The 20,542-nt window shown below is 44.1% G+C and carries 15 protein-coding genes and 1 tRNA gene; 11 read left to right on the top strand and 5 right to left on the bottom strand.

Annotation, left to right across the window (positions count from 1 at the left end):
• The first annotated feature begins 348 nt into the window (after positions 1-348).
• The 3 genes from HFM85_RS13575 (at position 349) to HFM85_RS13565 (ending at position 1,686) form a co-directional block, all read left to right on the top strand.
• Positions 349-421: transfer RNA gene (locus HFM85_RS13575), tRNA-Asn, on the top strand.
• 128 nt (positions 422-549) lie between these two features.
• On the top strand, positions 550-1,119 hold the full coding sequence (locus HFM85_RS13570) for an NUDIX hydrolase (protein ID WP_119240612.1): 570 nt from the start codon (positions 550-552) through the stop codon (positions 1,117-1,119).
• Between the two features lie 6 nt (positions 1,120-1,125).
• A complete protein-coding gene (locus tag HFM85_RS13565; RefSeq protein ID WP_119240613.1) occupies positions 1,126-1,686 on the top strand; it encodes a flavin reductase family protein in 561 nt (186 codons plus the stop codon).
• A 92-nt stretch (positions 1,687-1,778) separates the two neighbouring features.
• Here HFM85_RS13565 and HFM85_RS13560 read toward each other — a convergent pair whose 3' ends face one another.
• Positions 1,779-2,600, bottom strand: coding sequence for a Cof-type HAD-IIB family hydrolase (locus HFM85_RS13560; protein ID WP_173738759.1), 822 nt, complete (start codon positions 2,598-2,600; stop codon positions 1,779-1,781).
• Positions 2,601-2,919: 319 nt separating this feature from the next.
• On the opposite strand from HFM85_RS13560, the gene hydF reads away from it, so the two are divergent.
• Together hydF and HFM85_RS13550 are read left to right on the top strand one after the other, a co-directional pair.
• Entirely contained in the window at positions 2,920-4,152 is a 1,233-nt protein-coding gene (hydF, locus tag HFM85_RS13555; RefSeq protein WP_173738758.1) for a [FeFe] hydrogenase H-cluster maturation GTPase HydF, read from the top strand.
• A 47-nt stretch (positions 4,153-4,199) separates the two neighbouring features.
• Positions 4,200-4,892 (top strand): hypothetical protein, encoded by a 693-nt coding sequence (locus HFM85_RS13550; RefSeq protein WP_173738757.1) that lies wholly within the window; start codon positions 4,200-4,202, stop codon positions 4,890-4,892.
• Positions 4,893-5,045: 153 nt separating this feature from the next.
• Here the strand turns inward: HFM85_RS13550 and HFM85_RS13545 are convergent, their stop codons facing one another.
• A complete protein-coding gene (locus tag HFM85_RS13545; RefSeq protein ID WP_173738756.1) occupies positions 5,046-6,803 on the bottom strand; it encodes an ABC transporter ATP-binding protein in 1,758 nt (585 codons plus the stop codon).
• The gene (locus HFM85_RS13540) at positions 6,800-8,566 is read right to left on the bottom strand and encodes an ABC transporter ATP-binding protein (protein WP_119240617.1); all 1,767 of its coding nucleotides are present in this window, start codon (positions 8,564-8,566) and stop codon (positions 6,800-6,802) included. Before HFM85_RS13540 ends, HFM85_RS13545 begins: the two co-directional genes overlap by 4 nt.
• Before the next feature lie 315 nt (positions 8,567-8,881).
• Between HFM85_RS13540 and HFM85_RS13535 the strand changes: the two genes are divergently transcribed.
• Positions 8,882-9,760, top strand: coding sequence for a LysR family transcriptional regulator (locus HFM85_RS13535; protein ID WP_173738755.1), 879 nt, complete (start codon positions 8,882-8,884; stop codon positions 9,758-9,760).
• Here the strand turns inward: HFM85_RS13535 and HFM85_RS13530 are convergent.
• A complete protein-coding gene (locus HFM85_RS13530; RefSeq protein WP_173738754.1) occupies positions 9,745-11,904 on the bottom strand; it encodes a SulP family inorganic anion transporter in 2,160 nt (719 codons plus the stop codon). The genes HFM85_RS13535 and HFM85_RS13530 overlap by 16 nt on opposite strands.
• A gap of 201 nt (positions 11,905-12,105) precedes the next feature.
• Between HFM85_RS13530 and mnmA the strand changes: the two genes are divergently transcribed.
• The gene (gene mnmA / locus HFM85_RS13525) at positions 12,106-13,188 is read left to right on the top strand and encodes a tRNA 2-thiouridine(34) synthase MnmA (protein WP_119240619.1); all 1,083 of its coding nucleotides are present in this window, start codon (positions 12,106-12,108) and stop codon (positions 13,186-13,188) included.
• Positions 13,189-13,455: 267 nt separating this feature from the next.
• Complete coding sequence (locus tag HFM85_RS13520; protein WP_119240620.1) at positions 13,456-14,763, top strand: O-acetylhomoserine aminocarboxypropyltransferase/cysteine synthase family protein; 1,308 nt, start codon at positions 13,456-13,458, stop codon at positions 14,761-14,763.
• Between the two features lie 132 nt (positions 14,764-14,895).
• Here HFM85_RS13520 and HFM85_RS13515 read toward each other — a convergent pair whose 3' ends face one another.
• Entirely contained in the window at positions 14,896-15,747 is an 852-nt protein-coding gene (locus HFM85_RS13515) for a polysaccharide deacetylase family protein (protein WP_173738753.1), read from the bottom strand.
• Between the two features lie 692 nt (positions 15,748-16,439).
• On the opposite strand from HFM85_RS13515, the gene eno reads away from it, so the two are divergent.
• From eno to rnr, 3 genes are all read left to right on the top strand, one after another.
• The gene (gene eno / locus HFM85_RS13510) at positions 16,440-17,789 is read left to right on the top strand and encodes a phosphopyruvate hydratase (RefSeq protein WP_173738752.1); all 1,350 of its coding nucleotides are present in this window, start codon (positions 16,440-16,442) and stop codon (positions 17,787-17,789) included.
• Between the two features lie 70 nt (positions 17,790-17,859).
• The gene (gene secG, locus HFM85_RS13505) at positions 17,860-18,093 is read left to right on the top strand and encodes a preprotein translocase subunit SecG (protein WP_173738751.1); all 234 of its coding nucleotides are present in this window, start codon (positions 17,860-17,862) and stop codon (positions 18,091-18,093) included.
• 178 nt (positions 18,094-18,271) lie between these two features.
• Positions 18,272-20,533, top strand: a complete 2,262-nt coding sequence (gene rnr, locus HFM85_RS13500; RefSeq protein ID WP_330594910.1) for a ribonuclease R — start codon at positions 18,272-18,274, stop codon at positions 20,531-20,533.
• The last annotated feature ends 9 nt before the right edge of the window (positions 20,534-20,542 follow it).

The raw sequence follows: 20,542 nt of genomic DNA, 5'->3' as shown, positions 1-20,542 counted from the left end.
GAAGTGTGGTAACACATGGAGCTGACTGTTACTAATCGGGTGAGGGCTTGACCAAAAAGCCGAGGAAGCGGGCAGGATGTAACAGAAATGGGGCAGAACAAGCTTGCTTGTGGAGAACCATTTATGGTACAGACTGAACATTTGCGAAGCAAATGACATCGAGCAACGAAGTTGCGAGATGACCACCGCTGGAGTAGCCTAAAGAACAGGCGATGCAGCTTTAGCTGCGAGCCCGTGAAAAAAGGTGAATCGGTACGCAGGTTAAAATTGATTCAACAAAATGATTAACCATCAACAAGCATGTATGTAGTTTTTAAGGTACAAGCCTTAAATTAAATATTTAAGTATTCCTCCTTAGCTCAGTCGGTAGAGCATGCGGCTGTTAACCGCAGTGTCGTTGGTTCGAGTCCAACAGGGGGAGTTTTTTTGTGTCTGTAAACAAGGAGCTGTTTACAGGCATTTTTTACAGGCTGGAAACTGTTTCGAAATCATGCTAGAATGAGATTGATTTGGTTAAGAAAGAATAAAATATGAGAAAGAAGCAGAAAAATGGAATTATTTGATATCATAGATGAAAACGGTGATCCCACCGGACAAACTATAGAAAGGAGTATTGCTCACGCAGAAGGAATCCCTCATCGTACTGCTCATATCTGGATCATCCGCCGAGGAAATGAAAAAACAGAGATTCTTCTTCAAAAAAGATCCAGAAATAAGGACTCCTTTCCTGGAAAATTTGATACTTCATCTGCAGGTCATATACAGGCAGGTGATGAGCCAATGGAATCAGCATTGCGGGAACTGGAAGAAGAACTGGGAATCCATGCAGAACCAGCTGATTTGCAGTTTGCAGGAAAATTCCCCATATCTTTTGCCAGAGAATTTCATGGAAAATTATTTCGGGATGAAGAAATTGCTTTTGTTTATATCTATGACCATCCGGTAGAGATCGATCATCTTACACTTCAAAAGGAAGAAGTAGAAGAGGTACAGTGGTTTGATTTGGAAGAAACGTATCAGCAATGCAGTCAGCACAGAGATAAATTCTGTGTTCCGTTGGGAGGTCTGCAGCTTGTACGTCAATTTATAAAAAGTAACAATAATACAATAAAGGAGTGAAAGATCATGAGAAAAGATTTCGGAGCAAAGCCTTATACTTATCCACAGCCGGTATTAATGATCGCCACATATGGCGAGGATGGAAAACCGGATGTTATGAATGCAGCCTGGGGAGGAATCAGCGATGATAAGGAAATTTCCATCTGTGTCAGTGAAAATCACAAAACAACTGAAAACATTCTGAAAAAAGGTGCTTTTACAGTGAGCATGGCAGACGTGGAGCATATGACCGCCTGCGATTATGTAGGAATTGTTTCCGGAAACAAAGAGCCGGATAAATTTGAAAAAGCCGGATTTACAGCAGAAAAATCTGATAAAGTAGATGCACCTATTATCAAAGAGCTTCCGATCTGTGTGGAATGTAAGCTGAAAAGCTACGACAAAGAAACCTGCCGGCTGATTGGTGAGATCGTAAATGTTAGCGTGGATGAGAGCGTTCTGGATGAAAATGGAAATGTGGATGTCTCAAAAGCAGCACCGATCACTTTTGATCCGTTTAACAATGCTTATATCCGTCTTGGCGAAAAAGTCGGTGATGCTTTTAAAGCCGGAACGGCATTGAAATAAATATTATCTGCTGAAATATAGAAAGTCTCTTTCACAGGTACAGATGAAAAATTATCTTCTGGAAGAGACTTTCCATTTGTTATAAATATTCTTTAATTCAGAACTCCCAGTTCTTTAAAAGCCTGAAAAATACCGTCCTGATCATTACTCTTTGTTACAAAAGAGAAATGTTTTTGCAGCTCAGAAGGTGCATTTCCCATCAAAACTCCATATCCTACTGCCTCCAACATTTCCAGATCATTATAATTATCTCCGAATGCAATAGTACTGGAAAGAGGAATTTTTCGAAGATCGCAGAGATATTTTACAGCTTCTGCTTTGTTTATGCCGCCAGCCATGATCTCAAGAAGAGAATCGGAAGATCTTGCAATAGATAATTTCGGAAAATATTTGCGGAGAAGTGTTTCTGACGATGACATATATTCAGGATCGCACATACACAGGATTTTATCTATCATAACTGTATCTGAGAGAGAATGAAGTGATCCCTCCATGGAGATAGTTTCCACAACCGTTTCTTCATGGATCACATGAGGATCTGTCCGGTCTTTTACGATCCAGTCTTCTGCGGTAAAAACATTCCAGGTCACGTGAGGGCATTTTTTTTCGATCACATCAATGATTTTGGAAGCATCAGAAATAGTTATTCCTTTTTCATAAAGGATATTTTGATCTTCATCCAGGATCAGTGCACCACTGAATGCAATGGTGCAACAATGAAAATTATTTTTTTCTATAATAGGACGGATGCCGGAGGGGCTTCGTGCTGACGAAATAGTAAACAGAACACCCTGATCTGTCAAAGTATGAATGGCGGAGCTGGTCAGCGGAGATATAACATGTTCTGAGGTTAGTAAAGTGCCGTCGATATCGCTGAAAACAGCCTGTGGCTTAAATGAAGATGATGGTTTCATATCCGAAATCCTTTCTGTAAAAAATGAGTATCGGTGTTTCTGCATATAAAAATAGCACATAAATAACAAAATAAAAAGTTTTGTTTATGTTTTGTTCATGATACAATAAAGGAAATAATATTTAAGGACAGAAAAATTGACTACTCAGAAATTGTGTAAGCTTTGTAGAAAGGATATAAGGATCTGTTTTTCTGATAAAGTTAAAGAGTTGATAAGAGTGGAAGGACTGTCCGGTTTTTTACAAATCAAAAAGAAGCAGGTTGATGGGAACAGGAATGGATGAGGACCTGTCTGATGCTGAAAGAAAAGAGGAAGAATTATGGGAATGAATGAAACGCCGTCAGCAGACCGTGTACATATCGGTTTTTTTGGCAAAAGAAATGCAGGAAAATCCAGTATTGTAAATAAGGTGACAGGCCAGGAGCTGGCAGTGGTATCAGATGTAAAGGGAACTACTACGGATCCGGTAAGTAAGGCCATGGAACTGCTTCCCTTGGGCCCGGTGGTGATCATAGATACACCAGGTATTGATGATGAAGGCCATCTTGGAGAGCTTCGCGTCCGCAAGGCGAATCAGGTGCTGAACAGAGTGGATGTAGCAGTTCTTGTAGTAGATGCCACTGTGGGAAAAACCAGTGTGGATGAAGAATTGATCCGTATTTTTAAAGAGAAGGAGATTCCGTATCTGGTTGTTTATAACAAGGCAGATCTGCTGAAAACGAAAGACGGGAACCGGCTTTCTTCAGAAAATAAATTAAACCAGAACGCAGAGCAATCTATTTATGCCAGCGCCGTTACCGGTCAGAATATCTACGAGCTGAAAGAGAGGATTGCTTCTCTGGCAGTAACGGATGAACTGAAACTGCGTCTGGTAGGGGATCTCCTTGAACCATCAGATTTTGTGATTCTTGTAGTTCCCATAGATAAAGCTGCACCAAAAGGGCGTCTGATCCTTCCGCAGCAGCAGACGATCCGAGATGTGCTGGAAGCCGGAGCAGCAGCGATCGTGATCAAAGAGGATGAGCTTTCCAATGCCCTGGAAAACCTGGGTAAAAAACCTAAGCTTGTGATCACAGACAGCCAGGTTTTTGCCAAAGTCAGTAAGGAAACACCGGAAGATATCTGGCTTACGTCTTTTTCTATTCTGTTCGCCCGATTTAAGGGGAATTTAAAAGCTGCAGCAGCCGGTGCAGCAGCAATCGACCGGCTGAAAGACGGAGATAAGATTCTGATCTCAGAGGGATGTACCCACCACAGGCAGTGTGATGATATCGGAACAGTCAAGCTTCCACGATGGATCCGTAATTATACGGGGAAGGATCTGGAATTTGAGTATTCCTCCGGAAGAGATTTCCCGGAGGATGTGACGAAGTACAGTCTGATCGTGCATTGTGGCGGATGTATGCTTAATGAGAGGGAAATGCGTTACCGTCAGAAATGCGCACTGGACCAGGAGATTCCCATCACCAATTACGGAATTGCCATTGCCTACATGCAGGGAATCCTGAAACGTTGTGTGGAAATGTTCCCGGATGTGCTGTCTGTTCTGTAAAAGCAGCAGCCATACTGAATCAGCAGAATAAAGGAGTTGCAGACACAATGATCGATCAGACACTTGCACAGGCCCTGCAGAAAGAAATACCAATACTTACAGCCCAGATCCGCAGCCTTTATACGGAATTTGATAAAAAATTTCATCTTAACGGAGCGAAGATTCCTATAACGTTTGGCATGGAGCCGGATCTTCTTGGATCGTATACAAGGGGCAGTTACCACGAAAAAGAGCATTTTCATTTTTCCCTGTTGTTTATCGGCTATGCGGTAAAAAATCCGTTGAAAAAAGAGGACAGGATGGATCTTTACAAACATGAATATGCTCATTACATGCAGCATAATTTTCACATTCCCACAGAATACCGATGGCAGCACGGAACTCATGGAAGCGCATGGAAATACTGTTGTTCCCTGACCGGTGCTGCACCAACGCCATATTATAAGGCCGGGGAAGCTCTGATGAAACACGATTACGAGAAAAAACTTAGAAGCCCGATCCATGACCGGACGGTAACAGTGCGAGATACATATCGGAGAGAGCAGCAGCACAGGAACACACAGAACAGCATTGTGCGCTATGAGATAGGAGAGGATGTCAGCCATCCAAAATTCGGAACCGGGAATATTGAGCATGTAGAGCAGCTTCCGGGTTCTGTAAGACTTCATATCCGGTTTGGAAAAGAACTGAAAGTGATCGATCAGAAGTGGCTTCTCCGGACAAAATACAAGAAAAATTGAAACTGAGCAAGTAATGAATGCGGATGATTTTATTCGCTTGACTCAAAAAAGAAATGGACATTATTCTGGATATTACAAAGTAATTTTTTAAGACATAAAAAATTCTCCGGTACAGGGAACCTGTTTTCCGGAGAATTTTAAAGTCAGTTTATATTACTCAGCGACCCTCACAAACTGGCTGTTATACAGATCATTGTAGAATCCACCCCTAGCCATCAGTTCGTCATGGCTGCCTTGTTCGATAATGCTACCGTCTTTCATGACAATGATCTCATCAGCATTGCGGATGGTAGACAGACGGTGTGCTACGATAAAGCTTGTTCTGCCTTGCATCATCCGGTCGAAGGCTTCCTGGATCAGCATTTCAGTTCGTGTATCAATACTTGAAGTTGCCTCATCAAGGATCAGCATCGGAGGCAGGCACAGCATAACACGTGTGATACAGAGAAGCTGTTTCTGACCCTGGCTTAAGCTGTCCTCATAAAGAACCGTATCCAATCCTTTTGGAAGACGGCGGATAAATTCCCAGCTGTGAGACATTTTGGAAGCCTTGATCACTTCCTCATCAGAAGCGTTCGGTTTTCCGATGCAGATGTTATCACGGACTGTTCCCTGCTTAATCCAGGTATCCTGAAGCACCATACCATAGCTGCTTCGAATGGCATGTCTGGAAACTTCTGTGATGGGTTTTCCATCTACGGAAATGCTTCCGCCGTTCACATCGTAGAATCGCATCAGAAGATTGATAAATGTTGTTTTACCGCAGCCGGTAGGACCTACAATGGCAATTCGTCTGCCTGGTTCTGTGTGCAGATTGAAGTTTTCGATCAGAGGTTTGTCCTCCTCATAGCGGAAGGAAACATTCCGGATATCCACAGCACCTTTTACATCATTAAGAGTTCCGGCAGGATCCGTGCTTTCCGGCTGCTCCTCCAGAAGATCAAAAATTCTGGTTGCACAGGCCAGAGCATTCTGAAGCTCTGTGATAACGGAACTGATGTCATTAAATGGCTTCATGTACTGATTTGCATAGGCAAGAAGTACGGAGAGACCGCCAACAGTAAGATGTCCGCCGGGGATCAGAAAAGCACCTGCAAGAGCTACACCTGCATAGATGATATTGTTGACACATCGTGTGGACGGGTTGGTTAGACTGCTGTAAAAAACAGCCTTCTGGCTGGAATCACGGAGTTCTTCGTTGATCGCAGCAAAACGTTCGGAAGAACGATTTTCGTAACCAAAGGCCTGAACCACTTTCTGATTTCCGATCATTTCCTCGATCAGTGCGGTCTGACGTCCACGGGCATCACTCTGTGCACGGAACATCTGGAATGAATGGGAGGAGATGAATTTTGCCACAAAAAAGCTTACAGGTGTCAGGACAATGACCATCAGTGTGATCCAGACATTTTTGGAAAACATGAAGATCAGGGTTCCGATGATGGTGATGACACCGGAAAACAGCTGTGTAAATCCAAGGAGCATACCATCGGAAAGAATATCTGTATCTGCGATGACTCGGCTGATGATATCGCCGGTGCTGTGTCCGTCCAGGTAGGACAGAGGAAGCTTCTGGATATGGCGGATAGATTTTGCACGGATATCCTGCACTGTGCGGTAAGTCATGCGGTTGTTGATAATACTCATTACCCAGGTGGCAGCACCGGAAAGTACGATCATCACAAGAATTCTGGAAAGATAGAACCACATCCTTGAAAAGTTTACTTCATGGGTAGCTGCAACCTCATCAATGGCATAGCCGAAAAGTACAGGTACATACAGCTGCAGAATTACAGTGACAGCTGCAAGGATAATGCTTAATACAAGAAGAAAACGGTATTTTCCAATAAAGCGGAGCACCTTTAAGAAGGTTGCCATGCTATTTTTTGAGGTAATGTCTTTTTTGCTCATGCAAGAACCTCCTTTCCGGTAGTTTTTTCATATTTGATCCGTTCTTCCGGAAACTGTGAGAAAAAGATCTCACGGTAAGTTTCACAGGAATTTACCAGCTCCTGATGGGTACCTTTTCCTGCAAGCTGGCCATCGTCCAGTACCAGAATCAGATCGGCCTGACGGATACTTGCTGCTCTCTGGGAAACCAGGAAGGTGGTAGTGTTTCCGCCGAGCTGGTGGAGAGATTTCCGAAGTGCCGCATCTGTGGCAAAGTCAAGAGCACTGGCACTGTCATCCAGGATCAGGATCTCTGGTTTTTTCACAAGGGCGCGGGCAATGGTAAGTCTCTGGCGCTGGCCACCGGAAAGGTTCCGGCCGTTTTGTTCCAGACGGAAATTAAGCTGGCCGTCTTTTTTCTCCACAATCTCACGGGCCTGTGCTGTTGTAAGAGCTTCCCACATTTCCGCATCTGTGGCATCCTCACGACCCCAGCTTAAGTTATCGCGAATGGTTCCCTGGAAAAGAGCTGCCTTCTGAGGAACAACGCCGATTTTTTCACGGAGCTCCTTCCGGGAGTAGTCCTTAACGTTCTGGCCGTCAAGAGTGACAGTCCCTTCATTTGCATCATAAAAACGTGCGATCAGATCCACAAGGGTAGATTTACCGCTTCCGGTACCACCGATGATTCCGATAGTAGAGCCTTTTTTTGCTGAAAAAGTGATATCAGAAAGACTGGGTGCGCCGGTTTCTTTGTAGGAGAAGGTCACATGATCAAATGCAACAGCACAGTTATCCTGAACCTTGGATACAGCAGAAGTATTTTCCGGATAATTCATGGTAGAATTTACTTTCAGGATTCCGGCAACACGGTCTGCACAGGCCATGGATTTGTTCAGAGTGATGATAAGGGAAGCAAGCTTGATCAGCTCTACGATCATCTGTGCCATGTAGTTGTAAAGAGCAACAACTTCACCTTGTTGCATGTTTCCGAGATTAACCTGAATACCCGCAGTCTGAATCAGAATAACAGTTGCGATGTTGATCAGCACATAGGTAGCCGGATTTAACAGCGCGGAGATCTTTCCGACGAACTCATTAAGTTTTGTAAGTGCAAGATTGCTCTGGTCAAATTCTGAAACTGCGTCTTCCTCACGGCAGAATGCTCGGATGACACGGACACCGGTAAGATTCTCCCTGGTAAGTCGTGTTACGGTATCCAGGCGGCCCTGCACTTTTTTGAATAGCGGGATACTTAAAAACATGATCACAAAGACAACGAGGAACAGTACCGGGATGGCCACAACAAAGATCAGTGCACAACGTACATTGATAGTAAAGGCCATGACCATGGATCCAAGAACGATAAACGGGCTTCGAAGTAGAAGACGAAGTCCCATATTCACACCGTTCTGTACCTGATTCACATCATCGGTAAGACGGGTGATCAGTGTGTCCGTTCCAAGGGTATCCAGCTCTGTGTAGGAAAGCTTCTGGATATGGTCAAATACAGCCTGACGTACTTTTGCAGCAAAACCTACGCTGGCTTTTGCTGCAAAAAACTGTGCAGTAATGCTGACTGCAAGTCCTGCGGCAGCCATCAGTATCAGAATAAAAAATCTCTGCACGATATAGCCGTGATCATTACAGGCGATTCCCACATCAATGATCTGGGCGATAACGATAGGCACAAGCAGGTCAAATACAACTTCCAGAAACTTGAAAAAAGGAGCCAGAATGCTTTCTTTTTTGTAATCTCGAAGATATTTTGCGAGTGTTCGCATTTCTTTTTCTTCCTCCGTTTCCTTATTTTTCTTAAACCTCTGTTATTATACTCCTATGGCGATAATACGTATAATATTGTTTTTAATGTATGGTAATATAATTTTGCTATTGCCGTGGATGGAAATCTGTGGGATGATAGAAGTATGGTTTTTCGGATAATTGCGGGGAAAGATATTTATAGTATTTACAAAGTATTGCAGATATATCATTTTTTAACCGAATTAAGGAAGTCCTCTGTGGGACGGCGAAAAGCAATAAGCAGCAGATGGATTTTGCCTGTGTTATATACCGGATAAAGAAAGAAGGATTTATATATGGAAATCAGACAGCTGGAATATTTTCACGAGATTGCAGCAACAGGAAGCATTAATGAAGCTGCAAGGAGACTGAATATGTCGCAGCCGCCGCTGAGTTATCAGATCAAGCAGCTGGAAGCGGAACTGAATGTGAAGCTTTTTGAGCGGACCAGGGCAGGAGTGACATTGACGGAAGCAGGCAAGCTTCTTTATGACAGGACAGAGAACATTTTGAGCTATGTCCGTTCTACAGAGCTGGAAGTATCCAAGGCAGGGAAAAAACAGGTTTTACGTATCGGGATCACGCCAACCACAGTGACCACCATTATGCCTTATATTTCCAGATTTTCAAGGGAAAACTCCGATGTAAACTTTGAGGTAAGGGATGCCATCACCTTTACGCTTCTGAATTATCTGATGGATGGGATCATTGATGTTTCGGTAGTACGGACACCTATCAAGCTGGATGGTTTAAATTATCTGGAGCTGGTTGAGGAACCCATGATCGCGGTTCTTCCTCCGGAGATTCCCGAAAATGAGACAAAAAAAGAGGGCATCAGCCTTAAGGAGCTGACCGGATGCCCTCTCATTATTTACCGGCGGTACGAAGAATTTCTGATGAAAGCTTTTGGAGAAAAAAATCTCCAGCCGGATATTTTCTGTGTCTGCGATGATCCCAGAGACGCCATGCTCTGGGTGCAGGAAGGTCTTGCAACCGCCGTTTTTCCAAGATCCATGGAAGATCTCTGTACAGACCTTCCGATCCGGATCATTGAAGAAGAGAAGCTGAAGACCAGGATCCTTCTTGCCTGGAAAAAGGATCGCAGGTCTTCTGCTGTGATGCAGGATTTTATCAATATCTGTCAGGAATATGCAGGAAATCAGTCTTTGAGATGATTTTCCTTCCAGTGTTTCCATTTCTGAACAGCTTTCGGATTCTGCTTTTCCAGCCGTTCTTCCAGCTTTTTCCGGCGTTGTTCCAACCGTTCCAGAACTTCAGGATGCTCGGCAAGGATTTTTTCTTTCAGCTTGCCACGGCGCTTTTCCAGAAGCTGAAGGATCAGTTTCCGGTCGGAAGTTAATTCTTCAGGCAGCTCATCCATATGTAATTCAATTCTTCGAAGCAGTTCATCCTCATCCAGAACACCAAGGCCGTGCCAGTTATCCAGAAGCTCTTCCAGACCTTCTTCGGAGAGACGTTCGATATCCGGGATTTGGTGCAACTGTTCAATAATGTGATGGACAGATTCTTCGATCTCTTTTACTGCATCGTCACCAAAGGCCCAGGCAAACTCTTCCAGGGTATTTTCTTCTTCTGCCGGAAGAAAAGCGATACTGCGGCGCAGAAGCTTTGCTTCGTCTTCCTTTGGAACATCCAGTTCATAAGGGGATTCGATCCCTGCGTCATGCAGAGCAGCAAGAATGGTACGGCGAACCATACCGTCCTTGATCATATGACCGATCCCGAACTGACGCAGCTGGTCATTGATCTGGGTGGAATGCTCTGTGAGGTAAAAACGGATCCCACGTTTCTTCAGGCTTGCGGAGATAGCCTCCAGACGGTCGGCAGCAGTAACATCAATGCTGTTGATAGCACTGGCATCTACGATCACCACCCTGGTGTCTTTTTGGATGCTGTTCTCAATATCTTCCTGAAAAATCTTTATATTTGCAAAAAACAGGTTTTCACTGAAACGGTAGATCACAACGCCTTTAATAGGGTAGGCGAAACGATTTCTGGACAGATCAAAATAAGCATCTCTTCCCGGGATCATACCACGGAAGGAGCGCGGCGGGTTGGTGGCCTTCAGGATCACAGCTACGAAAGAGAGCAGGATACCAATGATAACACCGTAAATGGTTCCAAGACAGAGCACACTGAAACCGGCAGCCATGAAGATGTAAAATTCTGTACGGCTTACTTTGAAAAGACGTACAGCCAGATGAGTTTCCACTACATCCATCAGCGCAGAGATCACAATGGCAGTAAGCACAGGAACCGGGAGATATCCGATAAAACCGGTGAAGAAAAGAAGGATCACAGCCATGGTGATACCGGCAGTGATGGAAACCGCCTGGGATTTTCCACCGTACTGTTCGTTGAGGGAAGTACGGGAAATACTTCCGTTTACGGGGCAGCATCCGACTGCAGCAGCAGCTATGTTTCCGGCAGCACATGCCAGGATCTCTTGGCGGTCATTCAGCTTGTAATCATTACGGAATGCAAAAGTATTTTCTGCAAGAAGTGTTTCAGCCATAATGACGACAGCGACCATGAGACCGCGGCCTGCCGCCTGGGTCAGATTAACATTTCCGAAATCCGGGATCACCAGGGAAGGAAGACCACGTTCCACAGACTGGAGAAGTACCACACCTTTTTCATCCACATGAAAAACAACGGTGGAGAAAACCCCCAGTGCCATGATTACAATAGCCATGGGAAATTTTGGCGCAAGCTTTTTAAACAGCCGGATCAGGATCAGGGCACCAAGTCCCATAAAAAGAGAGAGCCAGCTGATATTTTTTGCGGCAGCAAAGATATGCTTTGCCAGCTCCAGAAGCTCGCCTGAGCCTGCGGGACTTCCCATGAGCTTGGGAATCTGCATAAGAATGATTGTAACAGCAATGCCACTGATAAAACCACCCATAACGGGTGTAGAGATGAAATCCACAATCTTATCTGCATGGAGCAGGAAGAATATGAACAGCCATAATCCGGCAAACAATGCAATAGCAGGAACATAATCCATGGCAGCTTCAGACTCTGCGGCAATGCCAAGAGTAGACAGTGCACCGCCTACAATAGCAGCAGGAGCAGCATCAACTCCGAAGATAAACTGTCTTGAAGTGGAAAACAGTGCAAAAAGCAGGATCGGGAAAACAGAGCCGTACAGTCCATACACCGCCGGAATCCCGGAAATCTGTGCATATCCCATGGAGATAGGAATGGAAACTGCGGCGATAATGATGCCGGAAAAGATATCTTTGGGAAGGTATTCTTTACGGTAGCCCCGCAGTGTGGAAAACAGGGAAAGATTCATATACTCACATCCTTTTCTGAAAAAATATGTTCTATTATATACCAAACAACACTCCGGGGAAAGAGCAGGTTACTTTTTACTGATGAAAAATCATGGACAAAGAATATCTGCCATATTATAATAAATGCGAAATTGCAGCAGCAAGAGAATCAGGCTGTAAAACTAAGAAATCATCAATCATCAGGAAAGGTTAAGATATAAATGAAAAAAGCGATCATAGCAATGAGCGGCGGTGTGGACAGCTCCGTGGCAGCTCTTCTTACAAAGGAATCCGGTGACGAGTGCATCGGTGCTACCATGAAACTTTACAACAATGAAGATATTGGTATCCACAGGGAAAAGACCTGCTGTTCCCTGGATGATGTTGAGGATGCCAGAAGCGTAGCCTATCAGATGGATATGCCTTATTATGTATTTAACTTTACCGCAGATTTCCATACAGAAGTTATGGATCGGTTTGTGGAGGCCTACGAAAACGGCTGCACACCTAATCCATGTATAGACTGTAACCGATATCTGAAATTTGATAAAATGTTCCACCGTATGCAGGAAATCGGCTACGATTATATTGTAACCGGACATTATGCAAGAGTGGAGTACGATGAAAAACGGGACCGCTACCTTCTGAAAAAAGCAGTGGACGACACTAAGGATCAGTCATACGTTCTCTATATGTTGACCCAGGAACAGCTGGCACATGTAAAGCTTCCTCTTGGAGGTCTCCGGAAGGATCAGGTTCGTGTCATTGCCGAAGAGCATGGCTTTATTAATGCCAGAAAACATGACAGTCAGGATATCTGCTTTGTGCCGGATGGCGATTATGCGAAATTTATTGAGAAGTACACAGGCAAAAAAACACCGGAGGGTGATTTTGTAGATAAAGAGGGAAACTATATCGGACGCCATAAGGGAATCATCCATTACACTATCGGCCAGCGTCGCGGTCTTGGAATCCCGGCAGCCAGCCGTCTTTATGTTTGTGAGATCTCTCCGAAAACCAATACTGTAGTATTAGGTGATAACAGTGATCTTTTCAGCAGTGAACTGGAAGCTGACAGTGTAAATCTGATCTCTGTGGCAGATTTAAGTGAGCCTAAGAGAGTTACCGCAAAGATCCGCTACCGTCATAAAGAGCAGCCTGCAATTGCATGGCAGACACCGGATGGTATCCTTCATGTGAAATTCGATGAGCCTCAGAGAGCCATCACAAAAGGCCAGGCAGTAGTAATGTATGACGGAAATGAGGTTGTAGGTGGTGGCGTTATAAATAAAATCTATAACTAGTCATAAATAAAGGCGAGAGCCTAAATAGATAAACCCCATTGACATACTAGGAAAAGGGTGATATGATTGCATCATCAAAAAACGGAGCACACAAAACAAGGTGAGCAACGTGATGATCAGGAGGAAATCATGAAGGTTTTACAGAAGTCAACAAGGGTGTTTATCGAAGAAAAGCGAATGTGTTGTTGTCGCTGATAAGCAGATGATCATAAGATAAGAAATTACTATTTTACCGAATATAAGAATAAAAGAAAAGAGGACAAACACATGAGCAAAATTACAAGAGATCAGAGAAAATTCAAATTTGAGACATTACAGCTTCACGTAGGACAGGAAAATCCGGATCCGGTTACAGATGCAAGAGCAGTACCGATCTATCAGACATCTTCCTATGTATTCCGCAACTGCGATCATGCAGCAGCACGTTTCGGACTTGCAGATGCAGGTAACATTTACGGACGTCTTACAAACCCGACCGAGGATGTATTCGAGAAGAGAATCGCAGCACTTGAGGGTGGCTCCGCAGCACTTGCAGTAGCATCTGGTGCCGCAGCTATCACATACACAATAGAGAATCTTGCGCAGCAGGGAGATCACATCGTATCTGCAAAGAATATCTACGGCGGAAGCTTCAATCTTCTTGAGCATACGCTTCCTGCATATGGAGTAACAACAACATTCGTAGATATCTTCAATCTTGAGGAAGTAGAGAATGCGATCCAGGAAAACACAAAAGCTGTTTATATCGAGACTCTCGGAAACCCGAATTCTGATGTTGTAGATATCGAAGCAATTGCGAATATTGCTCACAAACATAAAATTCCGCTTGTTGTAGATAACACATTTGCAACACCATACCTTGTAAGACCGATTGAGTACGGTGCAGATATCGTAGTTCATTCTGCAACAAAATTCATCGGCGGACATGGAACAACAATTGGCGGAGTTATCGTAGAGGGCGGTAAGTTCGACTGGGAGGCATCCGGTAAATTCCCGTCCCTTACAGAGCCAAACCCAAGCTATCATGGCGTAAGCTTCACAAAAGCTTGCGGACCGGCTGCATTTGTTACAAAGATCCGTGCGATCCTTCTCCGTGACACAGGAGCAACAATTTCTCCTGTAAGCTCTTTCATCTTCCTTCAGGGACTTGAGACACTGTCTCTCCGTGTAGAGCGTCATGTGGAGAACGCACTGAAGGTTGTACAGTATCTGAATAATCATCCTCAGGTAGAGAAGGTTCATCATCCGTCTGTAGCAACAGAGGCAAGCCAGCAGGAGCTTTACAAGAAATATTTCCCTAACGGCGGCGGTTCCATCTTTACATTCGAGATCAAGGGAGATGCACAGAAAGCTAAGGATTTCATTGATAACCTTGAGCTGTTCTCACTTCTTGCAAATGTCGCTGATGTGAAATCTCTTGTTATCCATCCGGCTACTACAACACACAGCCAGTGCACAGAGGAAGAGCTTCTTGACCAGGGAATCAAACCAAACACAATCCGTCTTTCCATCGGAACTGAGAATATCGATGATATCATCCAGGATCTTGATGAGGCATTCAAGGCAGTTCAGTAATTCATGATAATTAAATAAGAAGAACACCTTCTAAATCAATAGCACAGAAAAATCTGTCCCGGGACGTATGGTTTATACAGTCCCCGCGGACAGATTTTTTCATATTTGAAGCAGGAAGCTGCATATCTATATTCAGGCAGACTTCACAAGCTCTTCCAGTGTTCCGAAGGTATATCCCATTTCTTTCCATTTTGTCAGCAGCTCATCCAGGATCTCTGCATTGGTGGAAGAAGTGCTGTGCAGCAGTACAATAGCACCCGGGTGGATCCGTCCCAGAAGTTTCTGGAAGGCTTCTTCTTTTGAGGGCTGTTTATCCTGATACCAGTCAACATAAGCCAGACTCCAAAAAAAGGTACTGTATCCCAGATCTTTTGCCATCTGGAGATTATCCGTGCTGTAGATTCCCTGCGGTGGACGGTAAAATTTCGTCATTTCATTTCCGGTTGCATCTTTATAAAGAGCTTCCACATCTTCCAGCTGTTTCTGAAAAGCTTCTTTTGTGGAGATGCCGGACATATCCGGGTGGGTCATGGTATGGTTGCCGACTGTGTGTCCAGCATCTGAAATTTCCCGGATCAGTTCAGGTTTTTCCCGGATCAGTGTTCCCACAACGAAGAAAGTCGCGTGCACCTGGTGTTTATGTAAGGCGTCCAGGATTGCAGGCATATTTCCATTCTCATATCCTGCATCAAAAGTGAGATAGATGATTTTTTCATCTGTATCCTGTGCATACCAGGCATTATATTGCTCCAACTCTTCAATAGAAGCATTGCCTGAAGGCCTTGTTCCCTCCTCCTGGAAACCAAGTCCCCAGTTTTCACTTTGAGCAGACAGCGATGCAGAAGAAGGCTGGCTGTTTTCTTCTGAATTTTGGCTGGCGGCTGAACGGGAAGTAAAATGATAGGAGATTTTTCCCACAAGACTGCCGAGAGCAAAAGCCATGATAAAAAGAAATATAAGACGGTAAATTTGCTTTAATTTCATAGGAACCTCGGAAGAGCGGAGTTATTAATAAAATTATGAGAAGTGAAGGAAGAATATAACAAAAATAAGAGCCATCAGCGATTCATTTCTTCTGCCGATGACTCTTTTAATTTTCAGTATCCAATGGAATATACCTCTCATTTCTTAGATTTAAAACTTATACGGAATTAAAATTTACGTTCTCGGTGGTCCGTACCTCCTTGGTTTAATTATGAAGGAAAATCTTTAAATCTTCTGGTGGACTGTACCTCTCTTTCTTAGATTATTGGAAGTAAGTTATGTTTTCGGTGGGTTCACGCTCCTTTTTGATTTGTTTTTTGTTTTCCGTTTGTTTTATTTGATGGTTATACTATAACAGATAAAAACGGAGTTGTCAACACTAAATTTGAAAATAATAAAATTAAATTGAAAAAGAAAAATAACAAGAATATATTATGCAAAATATTCAGATAATAATAACATGCAATCATAGAGGAAAGGATTTTGTTCGCAGATGGTCGGATGATAATATCTGTTAAAGGAAAGCATGGCAACGTAGTCATCAGTTTTCTACACAGCGTATAGACAGGCTGTATTTCGGATAAGATATCTTTATGAACATAAGAAAAAACATAAAGAACTGTAAAGTGTGCAGAGAACCATGATCAGTCAGCATTATCACAAGAATATTATTTTCAAGGAGGGAAAACAAAATGCTACGTTATCTGCCTGTTCGAAAAATTCACGCGAGACAAGTCCTGGATTCCAGAGGAAATCCTACTGTAGAAGCAGAAGTAACAGTAGGAGAAGGAATCGTAGGGATCAACGGATTTACGGGAAGAGCCATGGTGCCGTCAGGAGCATCTACAGGAAAATTCGAAGCAGTAGAGCTGCGTGATGGAAACCGTGAAGAATATCTTGGGCAAAGTGTAAAAAAAGCAGTGGAAAACATTAATACCCGTCTGGCGGATGCCATCATCGGGGAAAATGCCCTGAACCAGGCATGGATCGACCGTCTGATCCTTGATACGGATGGCACGGAAAACAAAAGCAGCGCAGGAGCCAATGCCACTCTTGCCGTATCCCTGGCAACTGCCCGTGCAGCAGCAGGAGCTTTAAGGATCCCGCTGTATCAGTATCTGGGAGGCTGTCATACAACAAAACTTCCAGTACCTATGATGAATATTTTAAATGGCGGAAAACATGCGGATAATACAGTAGACCTTCAGGAATTCATGATCATGCCTGCAGGGGCCGGCTGTCTGGAAAAGGGAATCCGCATGTGTGCGGAGATCTACCAGCATTTAAAGCTGCTTCTCAGGGAAAAAGGTCTTTCAACAGCAGTAGGAGATGAAGGTGGTTTTGCCCCGGATCTTGCTGACTCCAGAGAAGCACTGACATTGATCGTCCATGCAGTGGAAAAAGCAGGCTACAAACCAGGCGATGAGATTTCCATTGCCATAGATGCAGCTTCCAGTGAACTTTATGATGAGGAAAAAGGAGTATATTTTTTTCCGGGGGAAAGCCGCATGAAAGGGGAAAAAATCTACCGGGATGCCAGAGAAATGACAGCATATTATGAAGAACTGGTGGAAGAGTTTCCCATTGTGTCCATTGAGGACGGACTCTGTGAGGATGACTGGGATGGATGGAAATATCTCACAGAACATCTGGGGAAAAAGATTCAGCTTGTTGGAGATGATCTTTTTGTTACCAATATCAAAAGGCTTCAATGTGGAATCCAGCTGGGAGTTGCCAACGCGATTCTTATCAAGGTAAATCAGATCGGAACCCTGACAGAAACTCTGGATGCGGTGGAGATGGCCCAGCATGCAGGATACCGGGCCGTGATCTCCCACAGATCCGGTGAAACAGAGGATTCCTTTATCGCAGATCTTGCTGTAGCCTGTGGCGCAGGGCAGATCAAAACAGGCGCACCCTGCAGGTCTGACAGGAATGCGAAATATAATCAGCTGCTGCGGATCCATGAACAGCTGGGAAGTCTTGGCAGATTTGAAGATCCCTTTGTCCGGGAAAAACCCAAAAAGCCCTGTACAAAATAAACGGAAAACAGTTGAAATCCGGTATCAGCTATGGTAAAATAACCTCTAGTTGATTAGGAGGTGTAACCGCGTGAATATTTTGAAGATTATTCTGACTGTAATTTATGCAATAGATTGTATCGCTCTGACTGTTGTCGTACTGATGCAGGAGGGTAAGCAGCAGGGTCTTGGCTCTATCGCCGGAGTAGCTGATACCTATTGGGGTAGGAATAAGGGACGTTCCATGGAGGGTGGTCTTATAAGAGGAACCATTATCATGGGAGTTATTTTCTTTGTACTTTCAATTGTACTGAACATTATCTGACCGGCAGTTTATCCGGTCAGAATGTGGGAACACTCTTGCTGCGTTAGCATGCAGAAGGAACTCTGAAAGGAGTCTTCTTTTGTTAATCAGCAGGAGTGTTTTTGCGTTGATATAAGATCCGCGGGGAAATCCTTTCTGAAAATTACTGAAGTAGAATTATTATGAAACAGGAGAAATTGTGAAAAGATCAAAAAAATTTGAAAAAAGAAAAAAATTCGTGATGGAGCTGTTGGGAGATCCGCTGTACAAGCCTATGCGCCTGCGTGAGATCGGTTCTCTGCTCCGATTGGATAAAGGTGAAAAAAAAGAACTTTTTGAGGTGCTGGATGAGCTTTGTGCCCAGGGAAAAGCTGAAGTTGACAACAAGGGCAGATACAGCAAAGCCTCCGGCAGACATAAAGAAAGAGGAAAAAAGAAAGACCATTTTAAATCCGAGAAGAAGGACAGAAACAGCCGTGAAAGAGATCGCAGAGAAGAATACCGCGAGGAACATCATTTTTCTGAAAAAGACGGAACTATTATGGAAGGGACCTTCATTGGTCATTACAAGGGCTTTGGTTTCGTAGAAGTGGAAGATCAGGAGCAGGACATTTTTATTCCGGAGAATGATACGGGAAGTGCCATGCATCAGGATAAAGTGCAGATCCTTGTGCGAAACGGGCATAAAGAAGGCAAGCGTCCGGAAGGCGTTGTGCTGAAAGTTCTGGAACGTGGAATGCCTTCTATTGTGGGAACATATCAGAGCAGCAGGGACTATGGTTTTGTGATCAGTGACAACCCCAAGTTTTCCAAAGATATTTTTATTTCCCGAAAGAATTCCATGGGAGCCAAAGACGGGGATAAAGTAGTGGTTGAGGTAACAGATTATGGCTCCAGAAACAGAAAACCAGAAGGAAAAGTGACAGAAGTCCTGGGAAATTTACGTTCACCGGGAACCGATATTCTGGCAATCGTGAAGAGCTTTAATATTCCAAGTGTATTTCCAGACAAAGTACTCCGTCAGGCAGATCGTGTGCCGGATCATGTGCAGGAAGCAGATATGGACGGAAGGCTGGACTTAAGAGATTTTGTTACTGTTACGATTGACGGTGAGGATGCCAAGGATCTGGATGATGCCATTTCCCTGACAAAAGAAAACGGAATCTACCATCTTGGCGTGCACATTGCAGATGTAAGCAATTATGTTCAGGGTGGCAGTGCTCTTGACCGTGAAGCACTGAAACGGGGAACTTCCGTATATCTGGCAGACCGAGTGATTCCTATGCTTCCGGAGCGGCTTTCCAACGGGATCTGTTCTCTGAACCAGGGGCAGGATCGTCTGACCTTAAGCTGCCTCATGGATATCAACGAAAAAGGTAAGGTTATTTCACATAAGATTGCGGAGACAGTGATTTGCGTGAATGAGAGAATGTGTTATACAGATGTTAAGAATATCCTGGAGGATACTGATGATGAGGCGAAGAAGCGGTATGAATCACTAATCCCGATGTTTTTCCTGATGAAAGAGCTTTCAGGACTTCTTCGCAGTCGCCGTCATACAAGAGGATCCATTGATTTTGATTTCCCGGAAAGCAAAATTATTCTCAATGCAGCAGGTAAAGCCATCGATGTACAGCCATACGAAGCTAATGTTGCAACCAGGATCATTGAGGATTTTATGCTTCTTGCCAATGAGACTGTTGCACAGGAGTATTGTACCGGAGATTATCCTTTTGTATACAGAACCCATGAAACTCCGGACCCCGAGAAGATCGAGAGCCTTCTGATGCTTCTTCATAATGAGGGAGTTAATATTCAGAAATCCGGTCAGGAGATCACGCCGGGAGAGATCCAGGAAATTCTGGAAAGCATAGAAGGCCTGCCCAATGAGGCGCAGATCAGCCGCATGACGCTGCGTACCATGAAACAGGCAAAATATACAACGGAATGCAGCGGTCATTTTGGTCTTGCTGCCAAATATTACTGCCACTTTACTTCACCGATCCGAAGATATCCGGATCTTCAGATCCACAGGATTATCCACGACAGACTGCGTGGAAGGCTGGTGAGGGAAGGTCGTGCTGAACATTACAAAGAAATCCTGGATGAAGTGGCACGCCAGTCCAGTGTGTGCGAGCGGCGTGCAGATGAGGCAGAAAGAGAATCTGACAAGCTGAAAAAAGCTGAGTACATGTCCTATCACCTGGGTGAGGAATATGAGGGGATCATTTCCGGCGTTACAGGCTGGGGACTTTATGTGGAACTTCCAAATACTGTGGAAGGACTGATCCATATCAATACATTACGTGACGATTATTATGTATATGACCAGGATGCCTATGAGCTGCGGGGCGATATGACCGGCCGGATTTTCCGTCTTGGGCAAAAAGTCCGTGTACGTGTGGCAGATGCAGACAAGATGCTGAAAACCGTAGATTTTGTTCTGGTTGAGGAAGACTGAGGGAGCAGA

Source organism: Blautia schinkii (assembly GCF_013304825.1).
In the GTDB taxonomy this organism is placed as follows: Bacteria; Bacillota; Clostridia; order Lachnospirales; family Lachnospiraceae; genus Blautia_A; species Blautia_A schinkii_B.
This window is presented reverse-complemented; position numbering and strand designations above follow the sequence as displayed.